This window comes from Roseococcus pinisoli, assembly GCF_018413645.1.
Lineage (GTDB): Bacteria > Pseudomonadota > Alphaproteobacteria > Acetobacterales > Acetobacteraceae > Roseococcus > Roseococcus pinisoli.
Genome location: NZ_JAHCDA010000001.1, coordinates 1,207,303 through 1,222,556, shown reverse-complemented (window position 1 = coordinate 1,222,556; position 15,254 = coordinate 1,207,303). Strand labels below are relative to the sequence as shown.

Here is a 15,254-nt window from a genome sequence, read left to right as displayed (position 1 = left end):
CCCATGAGCGAACTGACCAAGGCCGTGAGCGACGACAGCTTCAAGCAGGACGTGCTTGAGTCCAAAGGCGCCGTGCTGGTGGATTTCTGGGCCGAATGGTGCGGCCCGTGCCGGATGGTCGCCCCGATCCTGGACGAGATCGCGCAGGAATATCAGGGCAAGCTGACCGTCGCGAAGGTGAACATCGACGACAACCCGATGACGCCGAACAATTATTCCGTGCGCGGCATCCCCACGATGATCCTGTTCCAGGACGGCAAGCCGGTGGACACCAAGGTCGGTGCCATGCCGCGCAGCCAGATGAAGGACTGGATCGCTTCGAAGATCGCCTGAGGGTTTAATTGCCCTCGGACGCCGGGCGGCGGCTCCGCCGCCTGGGCTTCGGCGCGGCACCGGCGCGCCATCCCTGCGGCGAGTGGGCGGCGCCGGCCGTCCTGCGGCCGGACTCCTCCGTGAGCGAGGTTATCCCGCTTTCTTGACGGCCATCTCGTCCATCATCGCGTCGTAGCGACGCTGCATCTCCTGCGGGGACACCGCCTCCTTCTCCTGGCTCAGCAGCCAGTTGAAGCCGAAGGGGTCGTCGAAGCAGGCCGCGCGATGGCCATAGAATTCGTCCGTCGCGGGGCGGATCACCGTCGCACCGGCATCCTTCGCCCGCTCCAGCGCCGCATCCACATCCGGCACCATCAGGTGCAGCCGGACCGGCGATTTCCCCTCCGATCCCATCATCCCCATCTCCGGATACTCGCTCGAGAGCATGAAGAGCGCGCCGTAGATGGTCATCTCGGCATGGCCGATCCGGCCTGTGCCCTTTTCCGTCAGGCGGTAGCGCTCCTCGGCGCCCAGCGCCCGACGGTAGAACTCGATCGCCTCCTCGCATTTCTTCACGACGAGATAGGGCGAGAGCGCGGCGAATGTCGTGATCGGTTCCATCGGCCATTCCTCCATCCTTCCCCCATAACGGACGGGGGAGGCCGAGGTTGGCCGATGGCCGAACAGGTGTCGGCGTTACTCGAGGCGGATATTCGCCGCCCGCACCACCGCGCCCCACTTCTCGTTCTCGGCCGCGATGAAGCGGTCGAAATCGGCACCGCCGAGCTGCGACGGCATGGCGCCGAGCTCGCGGAACTTCGCGATGGTCCCGGGCTCGCGGCAGATCTCCTGCACGGCCGCCGTCAGCCGGTCCACGGCCGGGCGCGGCGTGCGGCCCTGCACCTGCAGGCCGAACCAGGCCACCGCCTCGAAGTCCGGCAGCCCGCTCTCATTGACGGTCGGCACCTCCGGCAGGGCGAACCAGCGCTCCCTGCTCGTCACCGCCAGGACGCGCAGCCGGCCCTCGCGGATATGCGGGATGTAGGAGGGCAGGTTGTCGAAGGTCATCTGGATGCGGCCAGCCAGCAGGTCGGGGATGAGCGCGCCCGTGCCGCGATAGGGCACGTGGCCGATATCCACGCCCGTGCGGTTCTTGAAGTACTCGCCGCAGATATGGCCCGAGGTGCCGTTGCCCGGCGTGCCGTAGTTGATGGTGCCCGGCTCCCGCTTCGCCAGGGCGATCAGCTCCTGGATGTTCGTGGCGCTGACGCCTGGATGGACGACGACCGCATTGGTCACGAGGCTCGCCAGGGCGACGGCCGCGAGGTCCTTCACCGGATCGAAGGGCAGGCGCGGGTAGAGGAACTGGTTGATGCTGGCCGTGCCGATCGTGCACATCAGCAGCGTGTGGCCGTCTGCATCGCTCTTGGCCACGACCTCCACGCCCAGGTTGCCGCCGGCGCCCGGCCGGTTCTCGACCACGCAGGGCTGGCCCAGCAGATGCGTCAGCCGCTCGGCCACGACGCGGGCCATGACGTCGGTGGCGCCGCCGGCGGTGAAGGGCACCACGATGCGCATGGAGCGCGTGGGCGCCCAGGGCGCCTGGGCCTGGGCCGCGGCGGCCACGGGCAGGAGCGCCGGGAGGGCGAGAGCAGTACGGCGCGTCAACGACATAAGGGACTTCTCCAGTTGTTGTCTCCGGCCGATGGGCGGGGCCGGTTCAGTGAGCGGCGGCCTTCAGCCTGCGATCAGATTGGCCTTCTGGACCACTTCGGCCCATTTGCGAATCTCGGCGGCGAGGAAGGCCTCGAAGGCCGCCGGGGTGGTACCGCCTTCGGGCGTGAGGCCCGGTCCGTCGGCGCCGAACTCGGCCAGGCGCGCGCGGAAGGCAGGGTCGCGCGCGATGGCGTCGATCTCGGCGCCCAGGCGCTCGATCGCCGCGCGCGGCGCGCGGGCCGAAGTCTGCACGCCGAACCAGGCCGTCGCCTCGAAGCCCGGGATGCTCTCGGCAATGACGGGAACATCCGGCACCACGCTGGCACGGCGGGCGCCGCTCATGCCCAGCGCACGGATCTGGCGGTCGCGGATGAAGGGCAGCGCGGAGGGGATGTTGTCCATCCCGCAATCCACGCGCTCGGCCATCAGCTCGGTCAGCATGGGGCCAGAGCCGCGGAAGGGCACATGGACCAGCTGGATGCCGGTGATCTGGCTCAGCAGCTCCATGCAGACATGCGGGCTGCTGCCGATGCCGGCCGTGCCGTAGGTGATCTCGCCCTGGCGGCCGCGCGCGAAGGCCAGGAACTGCGCCATGTCCTGCACGGGCATGCGGTTGGCGACCATCAGCACATTGGGCATGCGCGTGACGAGGCCGACCGCCGCCATGTCCTCCGGCTTCCAGGGCATGCGCGGGCCGTAGACGGCGTAGTTGATCGCGCCCGTGCCGATGGAGGTGAAGAACAGCGTGCCGCCATCGGGCTCCGCGCGCACCACCGCCTCGCCGGCGAGGTTGCCGCCCGCGCCGGGCCGGTTTTCCACCACCACCGTCTGGCCCAGCCGCGCCGACATCCGCTCGGCCACCATGCGGCCGATCATGTCGGTCGTGCCGCCGGGCGGGAAGGGAATGACAAGGCGGAGCGGGCGCGTCGGCGCCCACGCGGCCTGCGCTCCTGCGCTCTGCCCCCCGGCGATCGCCGGGGCGAGCAGGCCCGCGGCGAGCACCGTCCGGCGCGGAGCGGCGGGCGTCACGACCCTTCGACCGTGGCGCCGGAACGGCGGACGGCGTCGCTCCACTTAGCGATCTCGTTCCGCATGAAGGTGTCGAAGGTCTCGGGCGTGCTGCCGCCGCCGGGCACGAGATCCGCCCGCATGCCTCCCAGCTCGGCGAACCGCGCCCACATCGCGGGCTCGTTCAGGATGGCCTCCACCTCCGTGTTGATGCGCTGGATCGCCGGCCGCGGCATCCGCGCCGGGCCCACCAGGCCGAACCAGGCGGTGGCCTCCACCGCGGGCTGGCCGGCCTCGGCGGTGGTCGGCACGTCGGGCAGCTGTGGGCTGCGGGTGGCCGTGGTCACCGCCAGCGGGCGCAGGCGCCCCTCGCGCAGGTGGTTGATCACGCTGGGCAGGTTGTCGACGCCGACCTCGATGCGGCCGGCGATCATCTCCTGCAGCATGGGGCCGGCGCCGCGGAAGGGCACATGCGTCAGGTCGAGGCCGGCGGCCAGCTTCAGCAGCTCGCCCGTCATGTGCAGCGAGGTGCCGACGCCGCTGCTGCCGATGTTCATCTTCCCGGGATTGGCCTTCACCAGCGCCACCAGCTCGGCCAGCGTGTTGGCGGGCACGTTCGGGTTCACGAAGATGGCGTTGGGCACGCGGGTGACGAGGCTGATGCCCGCGAAATCCTCGGGCTTGTAGGGCATCCGCGGCGCGTAGAGCTGGTAGTTGATGGCGCCTGAGCTGATGGTCTGCATCAGGATGGTGTGGCCGTCAGGGTCGGCCTTCGCGACCACATCCGCCCCCACATTGCCGCCGGCGCCCGGCCGGTTCTCGATCACCACCTGCTGGCCGAGGCGCTGCGACAGCGGTTCGACGAGGAGGCGCGCGGCGATGTCGGTGGTGCCGGCCGGCGTGAAGCCGACGATGAGGCGAACGGGCCGGTTGGGCGACCAGGTGCCCTGCGCGCGGGCAGGCAGCGTGGCCAGTACGGGCGAGGCGAGGGCCGCCGACAGCACGGCCCGGCGCGAGGGGTGCGAATTTACCATGTGAACGTCTCCATTTTATGGATTTGTATTGAGATTGGACCGTCGCTACGCGGCATACAAGCGCGAAGGGAGTGCGTCCGGCGCGGCGCGCCACTCATTTCGTTCTCGTCACGCTGGCGGGCTTGCGCGCGGCTCCCTGACCGCTACAGGCAAAGGTTCGAAGCCGCTCAGGATCGAAGCCGATGTCGTTTCTCCGTCTCTATGGGCGTGTTCTCGCGCTGCTGCGGGCCGACAAGTGGGTCGCCTTCGGGCTGACCGCCGCCGCCATCGCGCTTGCCGGGCTGCAGTTCCTGGAGCCGGTGCTCTTCGGCCGCGTCATCGACCTGCTCTCCCGCGCGGACCGCATGCAGGTCTCCGACGTCTGGGAGGCCGCCTATACGCTGCTCGCCATCTGGGCGACGGTCGGCCTCTCCTCCATCGGCGCCAATGTCGCCGTCTCGCTGCTCGCCGACCGCATGGCGCATCGCAACCGGCTCGCGATGATGTCGCGCTACTTCCAGCACGTGCTGGCGCTGCCGCTGGCGTTCCATGGTGACGCGCAGTCCGGGCGGCTGATGAAGGTGATGCTCGTCGGCTCGGACAATCTCTTCGGCCTCTGGCTGGCCTTCTTCCGCGAGCATCTGATCACGGTGGTGAGTGCGCTGGTGCTGCTGCCGCTGACCATGGTGCTGAACTGGCGGCTCGGCCTGCTGCTGATCGGCCTCGTCGTGGTCTTCACCGGGCTCACCGCCTTCGTGATCCGCAAGACGCAATCCGCGCAGATGAAGGTGGAGGAGTTCCACACCCAGCTGGCCGGCTCGGCGCAGGACGCGCTCTCCAACGTGGTGGTCGTGCAGTCCTTCACGCGCCTCAACAGCGAAGCGAAGATGTTCGGCGACATCATGCGCCAGGTGCTGGACCACCAGTTCCCGGTGCTGAACTGGTGGGCCGTGGTGAACGTGCTGACGCGTGCGTCCAGCACCATCACCGTCATCCTGATCTTCATCCTGGGCACGATGCTGCACCTGCAGGGCAAGGCCTCGGTCGGCGAGATCGTGAGCTTCATGGGCTTCGCGACGCTGCTCGTCTCGCGGATGGAGGGCGCGGTCGGCTTCGTGTCGCACATGCTGTTCCAGGCACCGTCGCTGCGGCAGTATTTCCACGTGCTCGACACCATCAGCACCGTCCCGGAGCGGCCGGGCGCCAAGGATATCGGCCGCGCGCAGGGCGAGGTGTGCTTCGAGGGCGTGAGCTTCGCCTATCCCACCAGCGGCCCGATCCTGACCGGCATCGACCTCGTGGCGAAGCCGGGCCAGACGCTCGCCCTCGTGGGCGCCACCGGCGCGGGCAAGACGACCTCGATGCAGCTGCTGCAGCGCCTCTGGGACCCGGTGGACGGCCGCATCACGCTCGACGGCGTGGACCTGCGCGACCTCAGGCTCGAGAGCCTGCGCCGCAACATCGGCGTGGTCTTCCAGGAGAGCATGCTCTTCAACCGCTCCATCCGCGACAACCTGCTGGTCGGCCGCGCGGATGCGACGCAGGAGGAGATCGAGCGCGCCTGCCGCATGGCCGAGGCGCACGACTTCATCCTGCGCCAGCCCGAGGGCTACGACACCATGGTGGGCGAGCGCGGCGCGACGCTCTCAGGCGGGCAGCGGCAGCGGCTCTCCATCGCCCGCGCGCTGCTGAAGGATCCGCCGGTCCTGATCCTCGACGAGGCGACCAGCGCGCTCGATGCCGCGACGGAGGCCAAGGTGGCCAAGGCGCTGCGCGCGCTGATGGCCGGCCGCACCACCTTCATCATCGCGCACCGCCTTTCGACGGTGCGCGACGCCGACGAAATCCTGGTCTTCGACAGCGGCAAGATCGTGGAACGCGGCAGCTTCGCCGACCTCCTCGCGATGGAAGGACGCTTCGCGGATCTGGTGCGTACGCAGCTGATGGGCGTCGCGAGCGACTGAACTCCGCCGCGGCGGCAGAACGCCGGACCGAAGGCCTGGTCCAGCGAGAAAAATTCCCTGCGGCGACAAGCGATTTCGCGGCGCAGCAACTCTTTCCGTTGCAACCTGGGCGCGCAAAGGCGCAGCTTAATTCCGGGTAATGCATTTCGACGGATGAGGGAGGAAAGCCCATGCTGATCCAGAGCATCCTGCGGGGCAAAGGCAGCCACATCATATCCGTCCGCACGGACGATTGCGTGGCCTCGATCACACGCACGCTCTCGCAGCACCGCATCGGCGCCGTGCTTGTCGTGGAGGCGGACGGCACCGTTCTCGGCATCGTCAGCGAGCGCGACATCGTGCGCGCCATGGCCGGCGTTGGCGAGCCGGTGATGCGCATGACCGCGGGCCAGCTGATGACGCGCGTGCTGCACACGGTCACGCCCATCAGCACGGTTCAGGACGCGCTGCAGATGATGACGGATCGCCGCGTCCGCCACCTGCCGGTCCTGGCCGATGACGGCGCGCTGGCCGGCATGGTCTCGATCGGCGACCTCGTGAAGGCGCGCATCGCGGAGGCCGAGCAGGAGGCGGAGGAGCTGAAGCTCTACGTCGCCACGGCCGGCTGATCGCGGCAGCGGCGCCCCGAAACAGGCCAGATCCCACGCGGGGCTGCCCGCGCGATGGGCACATGCGTGCCGGCGACGAACCGGCCGCGAAATGTAGCTATTGCATCGGGCTTCGGGCTCGGTCGATGATCCATCGACACAAAAACGCCCGAGAGCCCCAAGCATGACCATCACCCGACGCACCTTGATGGCCGCGGCTGCCGCCGCCCCTCTCGCTCCGGGGCTCGCTGCCGCCCAGGCGCGGTGGCAGATGGCCACAGGCTACCCCGACAGCAACCTGCACACCCGCAACATCCAGACCTTCCTGGCCGAGTTGCAGGCAGCCGGCGTCGCCGTCCAGCTGCATTCCAACGCGTCCCTGCTGCCCATGGCGCAGATCAAGCGCGGCGTGCAGACCGGGCAGGTGCAGCTCGGCGAGGTCATGCTCTCCTCCTACGGCAACGAGGATCCCTTCCTCGAGGTCGACGGCATCCCGGGCCTGGTCTCGAACTTCGCGGACGCCCGGCGCCTGACCGACCTCGCCAAGCCCTATATCGAGGCGCGGCTCGGCCGGCAGGGCATCATGGTCCTCTACATGGTGCCCTGGCCCCCGGGCGGCTTCTACTCCAACGCCCCCCTGCCCACGCTGGAGGCGCTGCGCGGCACGAAGTTCCGCACCTTCAATGTGATGACCAACCGCTTCGCGGCCCTGATCGGCGCCAACCCCACCCTCGTGCAGCAGGCGGAGCTGCCGCAGGCCTTCGCCACCGGCGTGGTGAACGCGATGGTGACCTCGGCGCAGACGGGCGTGGACACCCAGTCCTGGGACTATGCCCGCGTCTTCACGCCGGTCGGCTTCACCTTCACCCGCAACGCCGTCCTGGTGCAGAAGCGCGCCTTCGACGCCCTTCCCGCAGCGGCCCAGGCGGCGATGCGGGCCGCGGCGGCCACGGCCGAGACGCGCGGCTGGCAGATCAGCGAGGAGGCCACCGCCTCCACCGAAGCCACGCTGCGCGAGCGCGGCATGACCATCGCCCAGGCCTCGCCCGAGCTGATGGCGGGCATGCGCCAGATCAGCGGGCAGATGACGGAGGAATGGATCACCCGCGCGGGCGAGGATGGGCGGAAGCTGATCGCGGCCTATCGCGGCTGAGGCGGTTCACATCATGCGCCGTGCGCTGGACGCCCTCTATGCTGCCAGCGCGGGCCTCGCCGCGCTGTCGCTCTTCACCATCTTCCTCGTCATGATGGCGCAGGTCGTGCTGCGCGAGATGAACCAGCAATTCCCCGGCGCCGACGACCTCAGCGCCTATCTCTGCGTCGCCACCACCTTCTTCGCGCTCGGCGCCACCTTCAAGCGCGGCGAGCTCATCCGCGTCGGCATGGTGCTTGACCGGCTGCGTCCGGGCGCCCGGCGGGTGATGGAGCTCCTCGTCCTCGGGCTGGCCGCGACGCTCATGGCCTATGTGACCTACTGGACCGCCCAGGACGTCGCCTTCTCCTGGGAGATCGAGGAGCTGGCGCAGGGCACGGTGCCCTTCCCGCTCTGGATTCCCAAGCTCTCCATGCCTCTCGGCTCCGGCATCCTGCTGATCGCGATCCTCGACGAGTTCGTCGCGGTGCTCCGGGGACTGATCCCCTCCTATGTCCGCGCGGCCGAGGAACGAGCCGCGGCCGGCGATTTCTCGGCGGAAGTCTAGCCCCATGGATCTGTTGACCTTCGCGTTGCTCCTGCTGGTCGTGCTGTGCCTGCTGCTCGGCGCCGGCCTGTGGATCTCGATGTCGCTGGCCGCCGTCGGTTACATCGCCATGGCGGCCGCGCATCCCTCCCCCGGCCTGTTCCTCGCCTCCTCCTTCTGGGAGGCGACCGGTTCCTGGACGCTGGCGGCCCTGCCGATGTTCGTCTGGATGGGCGAGATCCTGTTCCGCACCCGGCTCTCGGAAGAACTGTTCAACGGCCTCGCCCCCTGGGTGCGGCGCATCCCGGGCGGGCTGCTGCACGTGAACATCCTCGCCTGCGGCATCTTCGGCTCGGTTTCCGGCTCGTCGGCCGCGACCTGCGCCACCGTCTCCAAGATCGCCCTGCCGGAGCTGAAGAAGCGCGGCTACGACGAGGACGTGGCCATCGGCTCGCTGGCCACCTCGGGCACGCTCGGCATCCTCATCCCGCCCTCCATCATCATGGTGGTCTATGCGGTCGCGGCCGAGGTCTCGATCGTGCGCGTCTTCATTGCGGGCTGCCTGCCCGGGCTGATCGTGATGCTGCTCTTCAGCGCCTATATCGTGATCTGGGCGCTGATGAACCCCAAGAAGCAGCCGGCGCCGGAGCCGCGCCTGGGCTTCGCCGAGAAGTTGCGGCGGAGCTCCCGCCTCATCCCCTGCGCGGTGCTGATCGTGGCGGTGATCGGGACGATGTTCGTGGGCTGGGCCACGGCGACGGAGGCCGCGGCCTTCGGCGTCCTCGGCGCGCTGCTCATGGCGGCGGGGCGCTGGACGGGCGCGGGCCTGCTGGTGGTCGCGGCGATCGCCTGGATTGTGGGCTTTCTGCCTTCCGGACAGTTCTGGCCCATCGCCTTCTTCGCGCTGCTCGGCCTCACCGCCGGCGAGCGGGTGCTGACCTGGCAGAGCTTCCTGGACAGCGTGAAGGGCGCCACGCGGCTGTCCTGCATGATCATGTTCATCCTGGCGGGCGCCGCCTTCCTCACCAAGGCGATGGCGCTCACGGGCATTCCCGCCGCCCTCGCGGAGGGCGTGGCGCATCTCAACCTCGGCCCCTACGGCCTGATCGCGATCCTGACGCTGGTCTATGTCGTCCTGGGAACGGCGCTGGACGGCGTCTCGATGATCGTGCTGACCACCTCCATCGTCCTGCCGCTGGTGCAGCAGGCGGGCTTCGACCTGGTGTGGTTCGGCATCTTCATCGTGCTGCTGGTCGAGATCGCGGAGATCACGCCCCCGGTGGGGTTCAACCTCTTCGTCATGCAGACCATGACAGGAAAGGATCAGCTGGAGGTCGCGAAAGCCTCCCTGCCCTTCTTTCTGATGCTGGTGGTCACGGTGGTGCTGATCACCCTCTTCCCCGTGACGCTGGTGACCGGCATCCCGGACCTGCTGCTCAGCCGGTAGAGACAAAGACCGGCCGCGCCAATCCGCGCGGCCGGCAACTCACCTAGCGATGGAAGAAAAGCCTTCCGCTATTTCCAGAGCATCATCAGGATGGCGAAGAGCACGAGGCTCAGCCCCTGCAGCAGCACGCGGTAGCGCATGAGCTTCTGGGAGGCCTGGCCCGAGACGCCGCGCGCCATCCCAATCATTCCCGCAATGAGAACGCCGAGGGTCGCGGCCATGGAGGCCATCACCAGAAAGGTGAAGAAACTCTTCATTCCGCCATTGTGGGCACGCGGCCCTGGCTCGGCAAGCACCCCCCGATGACCTCTCTGCAACTTGACCTGGGGCCCCCAGGCCCCAAAACCAAGGGCATGCTCGGTCGCCTCCTGCCTCTCCTCGCCCTGGTCCTGGCCTTTCCGGCCCTGGCCCAGACGCCAGCCCCTGCGGAATCGGCCACCCCGCCACCACCCGCGGCGGTCGTCGCGCCCGCGCCGGCCGTGGCGGCAGCGCCCGCTTCCCCGGCGGCGACCCAGGCCGAGCTGGGCGTGCTGCTGGAGGTCCTCCGGGACGAGAATCGGCGCGCCGCGCTGATCCGTGCCCTGGAGAGCTCCACCGCCCCCGGCGTCCCCGCCGAGGCGGCACCCGCGCCGGCGGCAGCGCCCGCCGCCACCACGGCACCTGCAACGGCCCCAGCGGCAACGCCACCCGCCGCCACGGCTCCTCCCGCGACAGCGCCGGCCGCCACATCGCCGGCCGCGACCGCACCGGCCGCTGCGACCCCCGCCCCGGCGGCCGCGCCCGCCACCCCGGCCGAAGTCGCCGAGCAGGCCGCCAATACGCCGGCCGAGATCGTCACCGGCGTGGGCCAGCGACTCGCCGCCTTCCTGGAGAACACGCTCTCCCGTCTTTCCGCCGCGACCGAGCTGAGCGCCGTCGGCGAATGGTTCAGCCGCCTCACCTATGACGACCGGCTGCAGGGGCAGGTGTGGAGCCTGGCCTGGAAGCTCGGCCTCGTCCTGATCGGCGGCGCCCTGATCGAGCGCATCCTGCAATTCGTGATGCGCCGCCCGCACGCGATGCTCGCCCGCCGCGTCGCGGCAGTGCAGGGGCCGATGCGGCGATTCCGCAGCCTGCCCTACCTGCTCGCCCACCTCGCGCTGGACATGCTGCCGATCCTCGGCTTCGGCCTCTTCGCCGTGGCCATCGTGGATGCCTACGCCATATGGCCGTCCAACCGCCTCATCATGGAGCAGGTGGTCTTCGCCTATATGGCCGCCCGCGCCATCATGGCGGTGAGCCGGCTGCTCCTGGCACCGAGCAATTCCAGGCTCCGCGTCGCCGCCTGCGACGACGAGACGGCCGCCTATGCGATGATCTGGCTGCACCGCCTCGCCCTCACCGGCGTGCTTTTCTACACGCTTGCCGAGACGGCGATGCTCTTCGGCCTGCCCTACGGCGCCTACCAGACCATCTGGCGCTTCGGCCTGCTGGTGCTGACGCTGCTGGTCGCGGTGGTGGTGATGCAGAACCGCACCTCCGTGGCCCAGTTCCTGGATGCGCCGGCGCTGTCGGGCGAGGACCATCCGAGCACGAGCCGGCGCTGGATGCGCGGCGCGCGCAACCGGCTGGCGCAGGCCTGGCACGTCCTCGTCATCCTCTGGCTGCTGGCGGCCTGGGCCGTCTGGGCCCTCAACATCGACCACGGCTTCGAGCGTCTCTTCAGCGCCTCGGTCGTCACCCTCGCCATCATCATCGGCGGCAAGATCCTCGACGAGGGCACGCGCCGGCTGCTCGATTGGCTGTTCAAGGTCAGCACCGACCTCGCGGGCACCTATCCGGGACTGGAGGCACGGGCGAACCGCTACCTGCCGGCGCTGCGCAGCCTGGTCTCCTTCATCATCACCGGCCTCGTCCTCGTGCTGCTGCTGGAGGCCTGGGGCCTGCACTCGCTCTCCTGGTTCCAGCCGGGCCGCTGGGGCGGCAGGCTGGTCTCCGGCGCGGCGACCATCGGGATCACGGCGCTGGTGGCCCTCGTGGCCTGGGAGGCGGCGAATTCCGCGATCCAGCGGCAGCTCAAGGCCCTGCCGACGGACGGCTCGGCCGCCCGCAGCGCGCGGGTCCGCACCCTGCTACCCATGCTCCGCACGGCGATCGCGGGCGTGCTGCTGGTGGTGGTGGCCATCACCGCGCTGACCGAGGTCGGCATCAACGTGGCGCCGCTGCTGGCCGGTGCCGGTGTCGTCGGCCTCGCCATCGGTTTCGGCAGCCAGACGCTGGTGCGCGATGTGATCACCGGCGTCTTCCTGCTGCTGGAAGATGCCGTGACGGTGGGCGATTCGGTGACCGTCGGCTCGCTCTCCGGCACGGTAGAGCAGCTTTCGATCCGCTCCATCCGCCTGCGCTCGGTGGACGGGTCGATCCATATCGTGCCCTTCAGCTCCGTCTCGACGGTGACCAACCAGACGCGCGACTTCGGCTATGCCGTGGTGGACATCGCGCTGGACTACTCGGTGGACACGGACAAGGCCGTGATGCTGCTGCGCCAGGTAGGCGAGGCGATGCGCGAGGACGAGGCCTGGGCGCCGCAGCTCCTGGCCCCGTTGGAGGTGCTGGGCATCGACAAGATGAACGAGCTCGGCGTCTTCGTCCGGGCGCGGATCATGACGCCGCCGGCCCGTCGCTGGGCCGTGGGGCGCGAACTGAACCGCCGGGTGAAGCAGCATTGCGACGCGGCCGGCATGCGCTTCTTCTCATCGAAGGCGCCGATGCCGGAGCCCGCGCCGGCGCCAGCCCCGGCCTAGGGAAAGCGCCCCGGCCCTTGAGACGCCGGGTGCCAGGGCCCACCTTCTGTCCGGCAGATCCGCGGAACAGGAGGCGGTCATGGCGAATGGATGGGCCCCCGATGGGGCCGTGCAGGATCAGATCGACGACACCGTCACCGACGGCGTCCTGAGGGCCCGGGCGCGCCTGCCCACCGGCGAGGGCGAGGCGTACTGTCTGGAATGCGGCGAGGAAATCCCCGAAGGCCGCCGCCGCGCGGTTCCCGGCGTGCGGACCTGCGTGAGCTGCCAGTCCGAGATCGATCGCCGGCCGGTGAACATCGGCATCAACCGCCGGGGCAGCAAGGACAGCCAGCTCAAATAGGCCGACGGCCCCGAGCGTCGGGTCAGACCGGCAGTTCGCGCATCAGCCAGACCACCGCGATGCCCGCGGCGATGGCCAGCATGTAGCTGCGCGTGCCGATCATGACGCCCACCACGCCCGCCGCGGCCAGCAGCTGCACCGGCCCGCCGGTGACGAGCGCCGGGATCACGAAGGCCACGAAGATGCAGCCCGGCATATGGCCCAGCATCGCCGTCACGAAGGGCGTGGGGCGAAAGGCGCGCAGCAGCGCATAGCCTCCCGCGCGGAGCAGGTAGGTCGACAGCGCCATCCCCAGGATGGTCAGCAGCACATCCCAGCGCAGGGTCACGCCCGGAGCTCCCGGGCCAGGCTAGGAGGCCCGTGCCGCCTCGACGACCTCGCGGAAGAGGCGGGCCGGGAGGGTGCCGCCGCGCACGTCGTCCATGCTCCTGTTATTGTCATTACCGAGCCATACCCCGATCACCATGGGGCCGGAAGGAAGCTGCACGAAGCCGATGAACCAGGCGTCGCGATAGTCCTGCGTCGTGCCCGTCTTGCCGCCGGTCACCAGCCCGGGCACCGCCGCCGCCCGGCCCGAGCCGTAGCGCGTCACCGCCATCATCATCTGGCGCATCTGCTCCGCATGGAGGCCGCTGATGACCTGCGGCGTCTCGGCCCGGGGCGCGCTGACCACGCGGCCCTCGGCCTCTACCCGGGCCATGCCGAAGGGCGTCACGCGACGGCCGCCATTGGCGATGGCCGAGAAGGCAGCGACCATGTCGATCAGCGTCACCTCGCCGGTCCCCAGCGCGAGGGAGCCGTCGGTGGGGAAGCGGCCGCGGACGCCGAGCCGCGCCGCGACCTCGGCCACGGACCGCGCGCCGCCGCCCATCTGCATGACGCGCACGGCGGCCGTGTTGACCGACTGCGCGAAGGCCTCTTCCAGCGTGATGGCGCCGCGGGCCCGCCAGCGGCCGTTCGAGGGCGACCAGCGGCCGACGCGCAGCGGCAGGTCGCTGACGGAATCACCGGGCGAGGCGCCGCGTTCCAGCGCCGCGAGATAGACCAGCGCCTTGAAGGTCGAGCCCGGCTGCCGGCGGGCATCCGTCGCACGGTTGAAGGGCGACTGCTGGAAGTCGCGGCCGCCGGCCATGGCGCGCACCGCGCCGGTCGCCGCGTCCATGACGACCACGGCACCCTGGCTCACCCGCGCATCGCCGCCGTCGCCGTAGAGCAGGGTGCGCAGCCGCCCCTCCACCGCATTCTGCCAGCGCGGATCGAGGGTGGTGCGGATCACAAGGTCGGCGCTGCCGGGGAAGGCCTCGGGGATGTCCTCGAAGATCCAGTCCGCGAACCAGCCGCCATTGCGCGAGGGGCGGGGCGGAATGGCCATCTCCGAGATGGCCGCGGCCATCTGCGCGTCGGTGATGGCGCCCGTGTCGCGCATGGCCGCCAGCACGTCCCGCCCCCGCGCCATGGCGCCGTCGGGGTTGGAGCGCGGATTGTAGCGCGAGGGGGCCTGCGGCAGCCCGGCCAGGATCGCCGCCTGCGGTAAAGACAGCTGCCGCGCCGAAACGCCGAAATACAACCGCGCCGCGGCATCGACGCCATAGGCGCCGCCGCCGAGATAGACCCGGTTGAGATAGATCTCGAGCAGCTGGTCCTTGCTGAAGCGGTGCTCCAGCCAGAGCGCCAGCAGCGCCTCCTGCACCTTGCGGCGGGTGCTGCGCGCGGGGCTGAGAAACAGGTTCTTCGCGAGCTGCTGGGTCAGCGTGGAGCCGCCCTGTACCACGTCCCCGGCCGTGAAGTTGCGGTGGAGGGCGCGGATCAGGCCGATCGGGTCCAGGCCGAAATGGCTGCGGAAGCGGCGGTCCTCGATGGCCAGCAGCGCCGCCGGCACATGGGCGGGAAGGTTCCTCAGCCGCACCGTCTCGCCGTAGAGGTCGCCCTGGTTACCCAGCTGGCCACCGTCGGCGGTGCGCAGGGTCACGCTCGGCCGCCGGACGTGCTCCAGCGCCGAATCGGTGCGCGGCATGTCCCAGGTGTACCAGAGCAGCACGGCGGCCAATGCGAAGCCGCCCCAGATCGTCAGGATGACGCCCAAGCGGAAAAGCCGGCCGCCGAGGCTTCGGCGCGCCGGGGAGGCGGGTCGGGCCGGAGGCCCGGCAGGTTTTTTGGGCCCGCTCGGGGGGGGCCGTCTTTCGAGCCGGGGGGGGGCACGACGACTAGGGGCCGCGGGACGCGGCCGCGCGGCCGCCACTCGAGGCATGACCGTAACTTAGCATCGATGTCAGGCGAGCGCATCACGCCCTTCGACCTTGACCCCACCCCCAAGCGCCGTCATGTCAGGCACGCATCACGACGCGGAAGCCGGCCCCCTTGGGCGGACGGCGCGCGACCGAGTTTTCCCCTGGTGCGAGCCC

The 15,254-nt window shown here is 69.8% G+C and carries 15 protein-coding genes; 8 read left to right on the top strand and 7 right to left on the bottom strand.

Going from position 1 to position 15,254, the window contains the following annotated elements; translation table 11 throughout:
* Positions 1 to 3: 3 nt before the first annotated feature.
* Positions 4 to 333 carry a thioredoxin TrxA gene (trxA, locus tag KHU32_RS05950; RefSeq protein WP_213669084.1) on the top strand — a complete coding sequence of 110 codons (330 nt, stop codon included), beginning with the start codon at positions 4 to 6 and terminating at the stop codon, positions 331 to 333.
* Between the two features lie 129 nt (positions 334 to 462).
* On the opposite strand, the gene KHU32_RS05945 is transcribed toward trxA, so the two are convergent.
* From KHU32_RS05945 to KHU32_RS05930, 4 genes are all read right to left on the bottom strand, one after another.
* Complete coding sequence (locus tag KHU32_RS05945) at positions 463 to 933, bottom strand: VOC family protein (RefSeq protein ID WP_213669083.1); 471 nt, start codon at positions 931 to 933, stop codon at positions 463 to 465.
* Between the two features lie 75 nt (positions 934 to 1,008).
* The gene (locus KHU32_RS05940; RefSeq protein WP_408887825.1) at positions 1,009 to 1,980 is read right to left on the bottom strand and encodes a Bug family tripartite tricarboxylate transporter substrate binding protein; all 972 of its coding nucleotides are present in this window, start codon (positions 1,978 to 1,980) and stop codon (positions 1,009 to 1,011) included.
* 69 nt (positions 1,981 to 2,049) lie between these two features.
* Entirely contained in the window at positions 2,050 to 3,057 is a 1,008-nt protein-coding gene (locus KHU32_RS05935) for a Bug family tripartite tricarboxylate transporter substrate binding protein (RefSeq protein WP_213669081.1), read from the bottom strand.
* Entirely contained in the window at positions 3,054 to 4,070 is a 1,017-nt protein-coding gene (locus KHU32_RS05930) for a Bug family tripartite tricarboxylate transporter substrate binding protein (RefSeq protein ID WP_213669080.1), read from the bottom strand. Before KHU32_RS05930 ends, KHU32_RS05935 begins: the two co-directional genes overlap by 4 nt.
* A 182-nt stretch (positions 4,071 to 4,252) precedes the next feature.
* Here KHU32_RS05930 and KHU32_RS05925 point away from each other — a divergent pair, with 182 nt between their 5' ends.
* From KHU32_RS05925 to KHU32_RS05905, 5 genes are all read left to right on the top strand, one after another.
* Complete coding sequence (locus KHU32_RS05925; RefSeq protein WP_213669079.1) at positions 4,253 to 6,013, top strand: glucan ABC transporter ATP-binding protein/ permease; 1,761 nt, start codon at positions 4,253 to 4,255, stop codon at positions 6,011 to 6,013.
* A gap of 170 nt (positions 6,014 to 6,183) precedes the next feature.
* The gene (locus KHU32_RS05920) at positions 6,184 to 6,621 is read left to right on the top strand and encodes a CBS domain-containing protein (protein ID WP_213669078.1); all 438 of its coding nucleotides are present in this window, start codon (positions 6,184 to 6,186) and stop codon (positions 6,619 to 6,621) included.
* 163 nt (positions 6,622 to 6,784) lie between these two features.
* The gene (locus KHU32_RS05915) at positions 6,785 to 7,753 is read left to right on the top strand and encodes a TRAP transporter substrate-binding protein (RefSeq protein WP_213669077.1); all 969 of its coding nucleotides are present in this window, start codon (positions 6,785 to 6,787) and stop codon (positions 7,751 to 7,753) included.
* 13 nt (positions 7,754 to 7,766) lie between these two features.
* Positions 7,767 to 8,300 (top strand): TRAP transporter small permease, encoded by a 534-nt coding sequence (locus tag KHU32_RS05910; protein ID WP_213669076.1) that lies wholly within the window; start codon positions 7,767 to 7,769, stop codon positions 8,298 to 8,300.
* Between the two features lie 4 nt (positions 8,301 to 8,304).
* Entirely contained in the window at positions 8,305 to 9,726 is a 1,422-nt protein-coding gene (locus tag KHU32_RS05905; protein WP_213669075.1) for a TRAP transporter large permease, read from the top strand.
* Positions 9,727 to 9,794: 68 nt separating this feature from the next.
* On the opposite strand, the gene KHU32_RS05900 is transcribed toward KHU32_RS05905, so the two are convergent.
* Complete coding sequence (locus KHU32_RS05900) at positions 9,795 to 9,983, bottom strand: HIG1 domain-containing protein (RefSeq protein ID WP_213669074.1); 189 nt, start codon at positions 9,981 to 9,983, stop codon at positions 9,795 to 9,797.
* A gap of 96 nt (positions 9,984 to 10,079) precedes the next feature.
* On the opposite strand from KHU32_RS05900, the gene KHU32_RS05895 reads away from it, so the two are divergent.
* Complete coding sequence (locus KHU32_RS05895) at positions 10,080 to 12,509, top strand: mechanosensitive ion channel domain-containing protein (RefSeq protein WP_213669073.1); 2,430 nt, start codon at positions 10,080 to 10,082, stop codon at positions 12,507 to 12,509.
* 79 nt (positions 12,510 to 12,588) lie between these two features.
* A complete protein-coding gene (locus KHU32_RS05890; RefSeq protein ID WP_213669072.1) occupies positions 12,589 to 12,852 on the top strand; it encodes a DksA/TraR family C4-type zinc finger protein in 264 nt (87 codons plus the stop codon).
* Between the two features lie 22 nt (positions 12,853 to 12,874).
* Here the strand turns inward: KHU32_RS05890 and KHU32_RS05885 are convergent, their stop codons facing one another.
* Both KHU32_RS05885 and KHU32_RS05880 read right to left on the bottom strand, forming a co-directional pair.
* Positions 12,875 to 13,180, bottom strand: a complete 306-nt coding sequence (locus KHU32_RS05885; protein ID WP_314076436.1) for an AzlD family protein — start codon at positions 13,178 to 13,180, stop codon at positions 12,875 to 12,877.
* A 21-nt stretch (positions 13,181 to 13,201) separates the two neighbouring features.
* Positions 13,202 to 14,935 (bottom strand): transglycosylase domain-containing protein, encoded by a 1,734-nt coding sequence (locus tag KHU32_RS05880; RefSeq protein WP_249680571.1) that lies wholly within the window; start codon positions 14,933 to 14,935, stop codon positions 13,202 to 13,204.
* Positions 14,936 to 15,254: the final 319 nt, after the last annotated feature.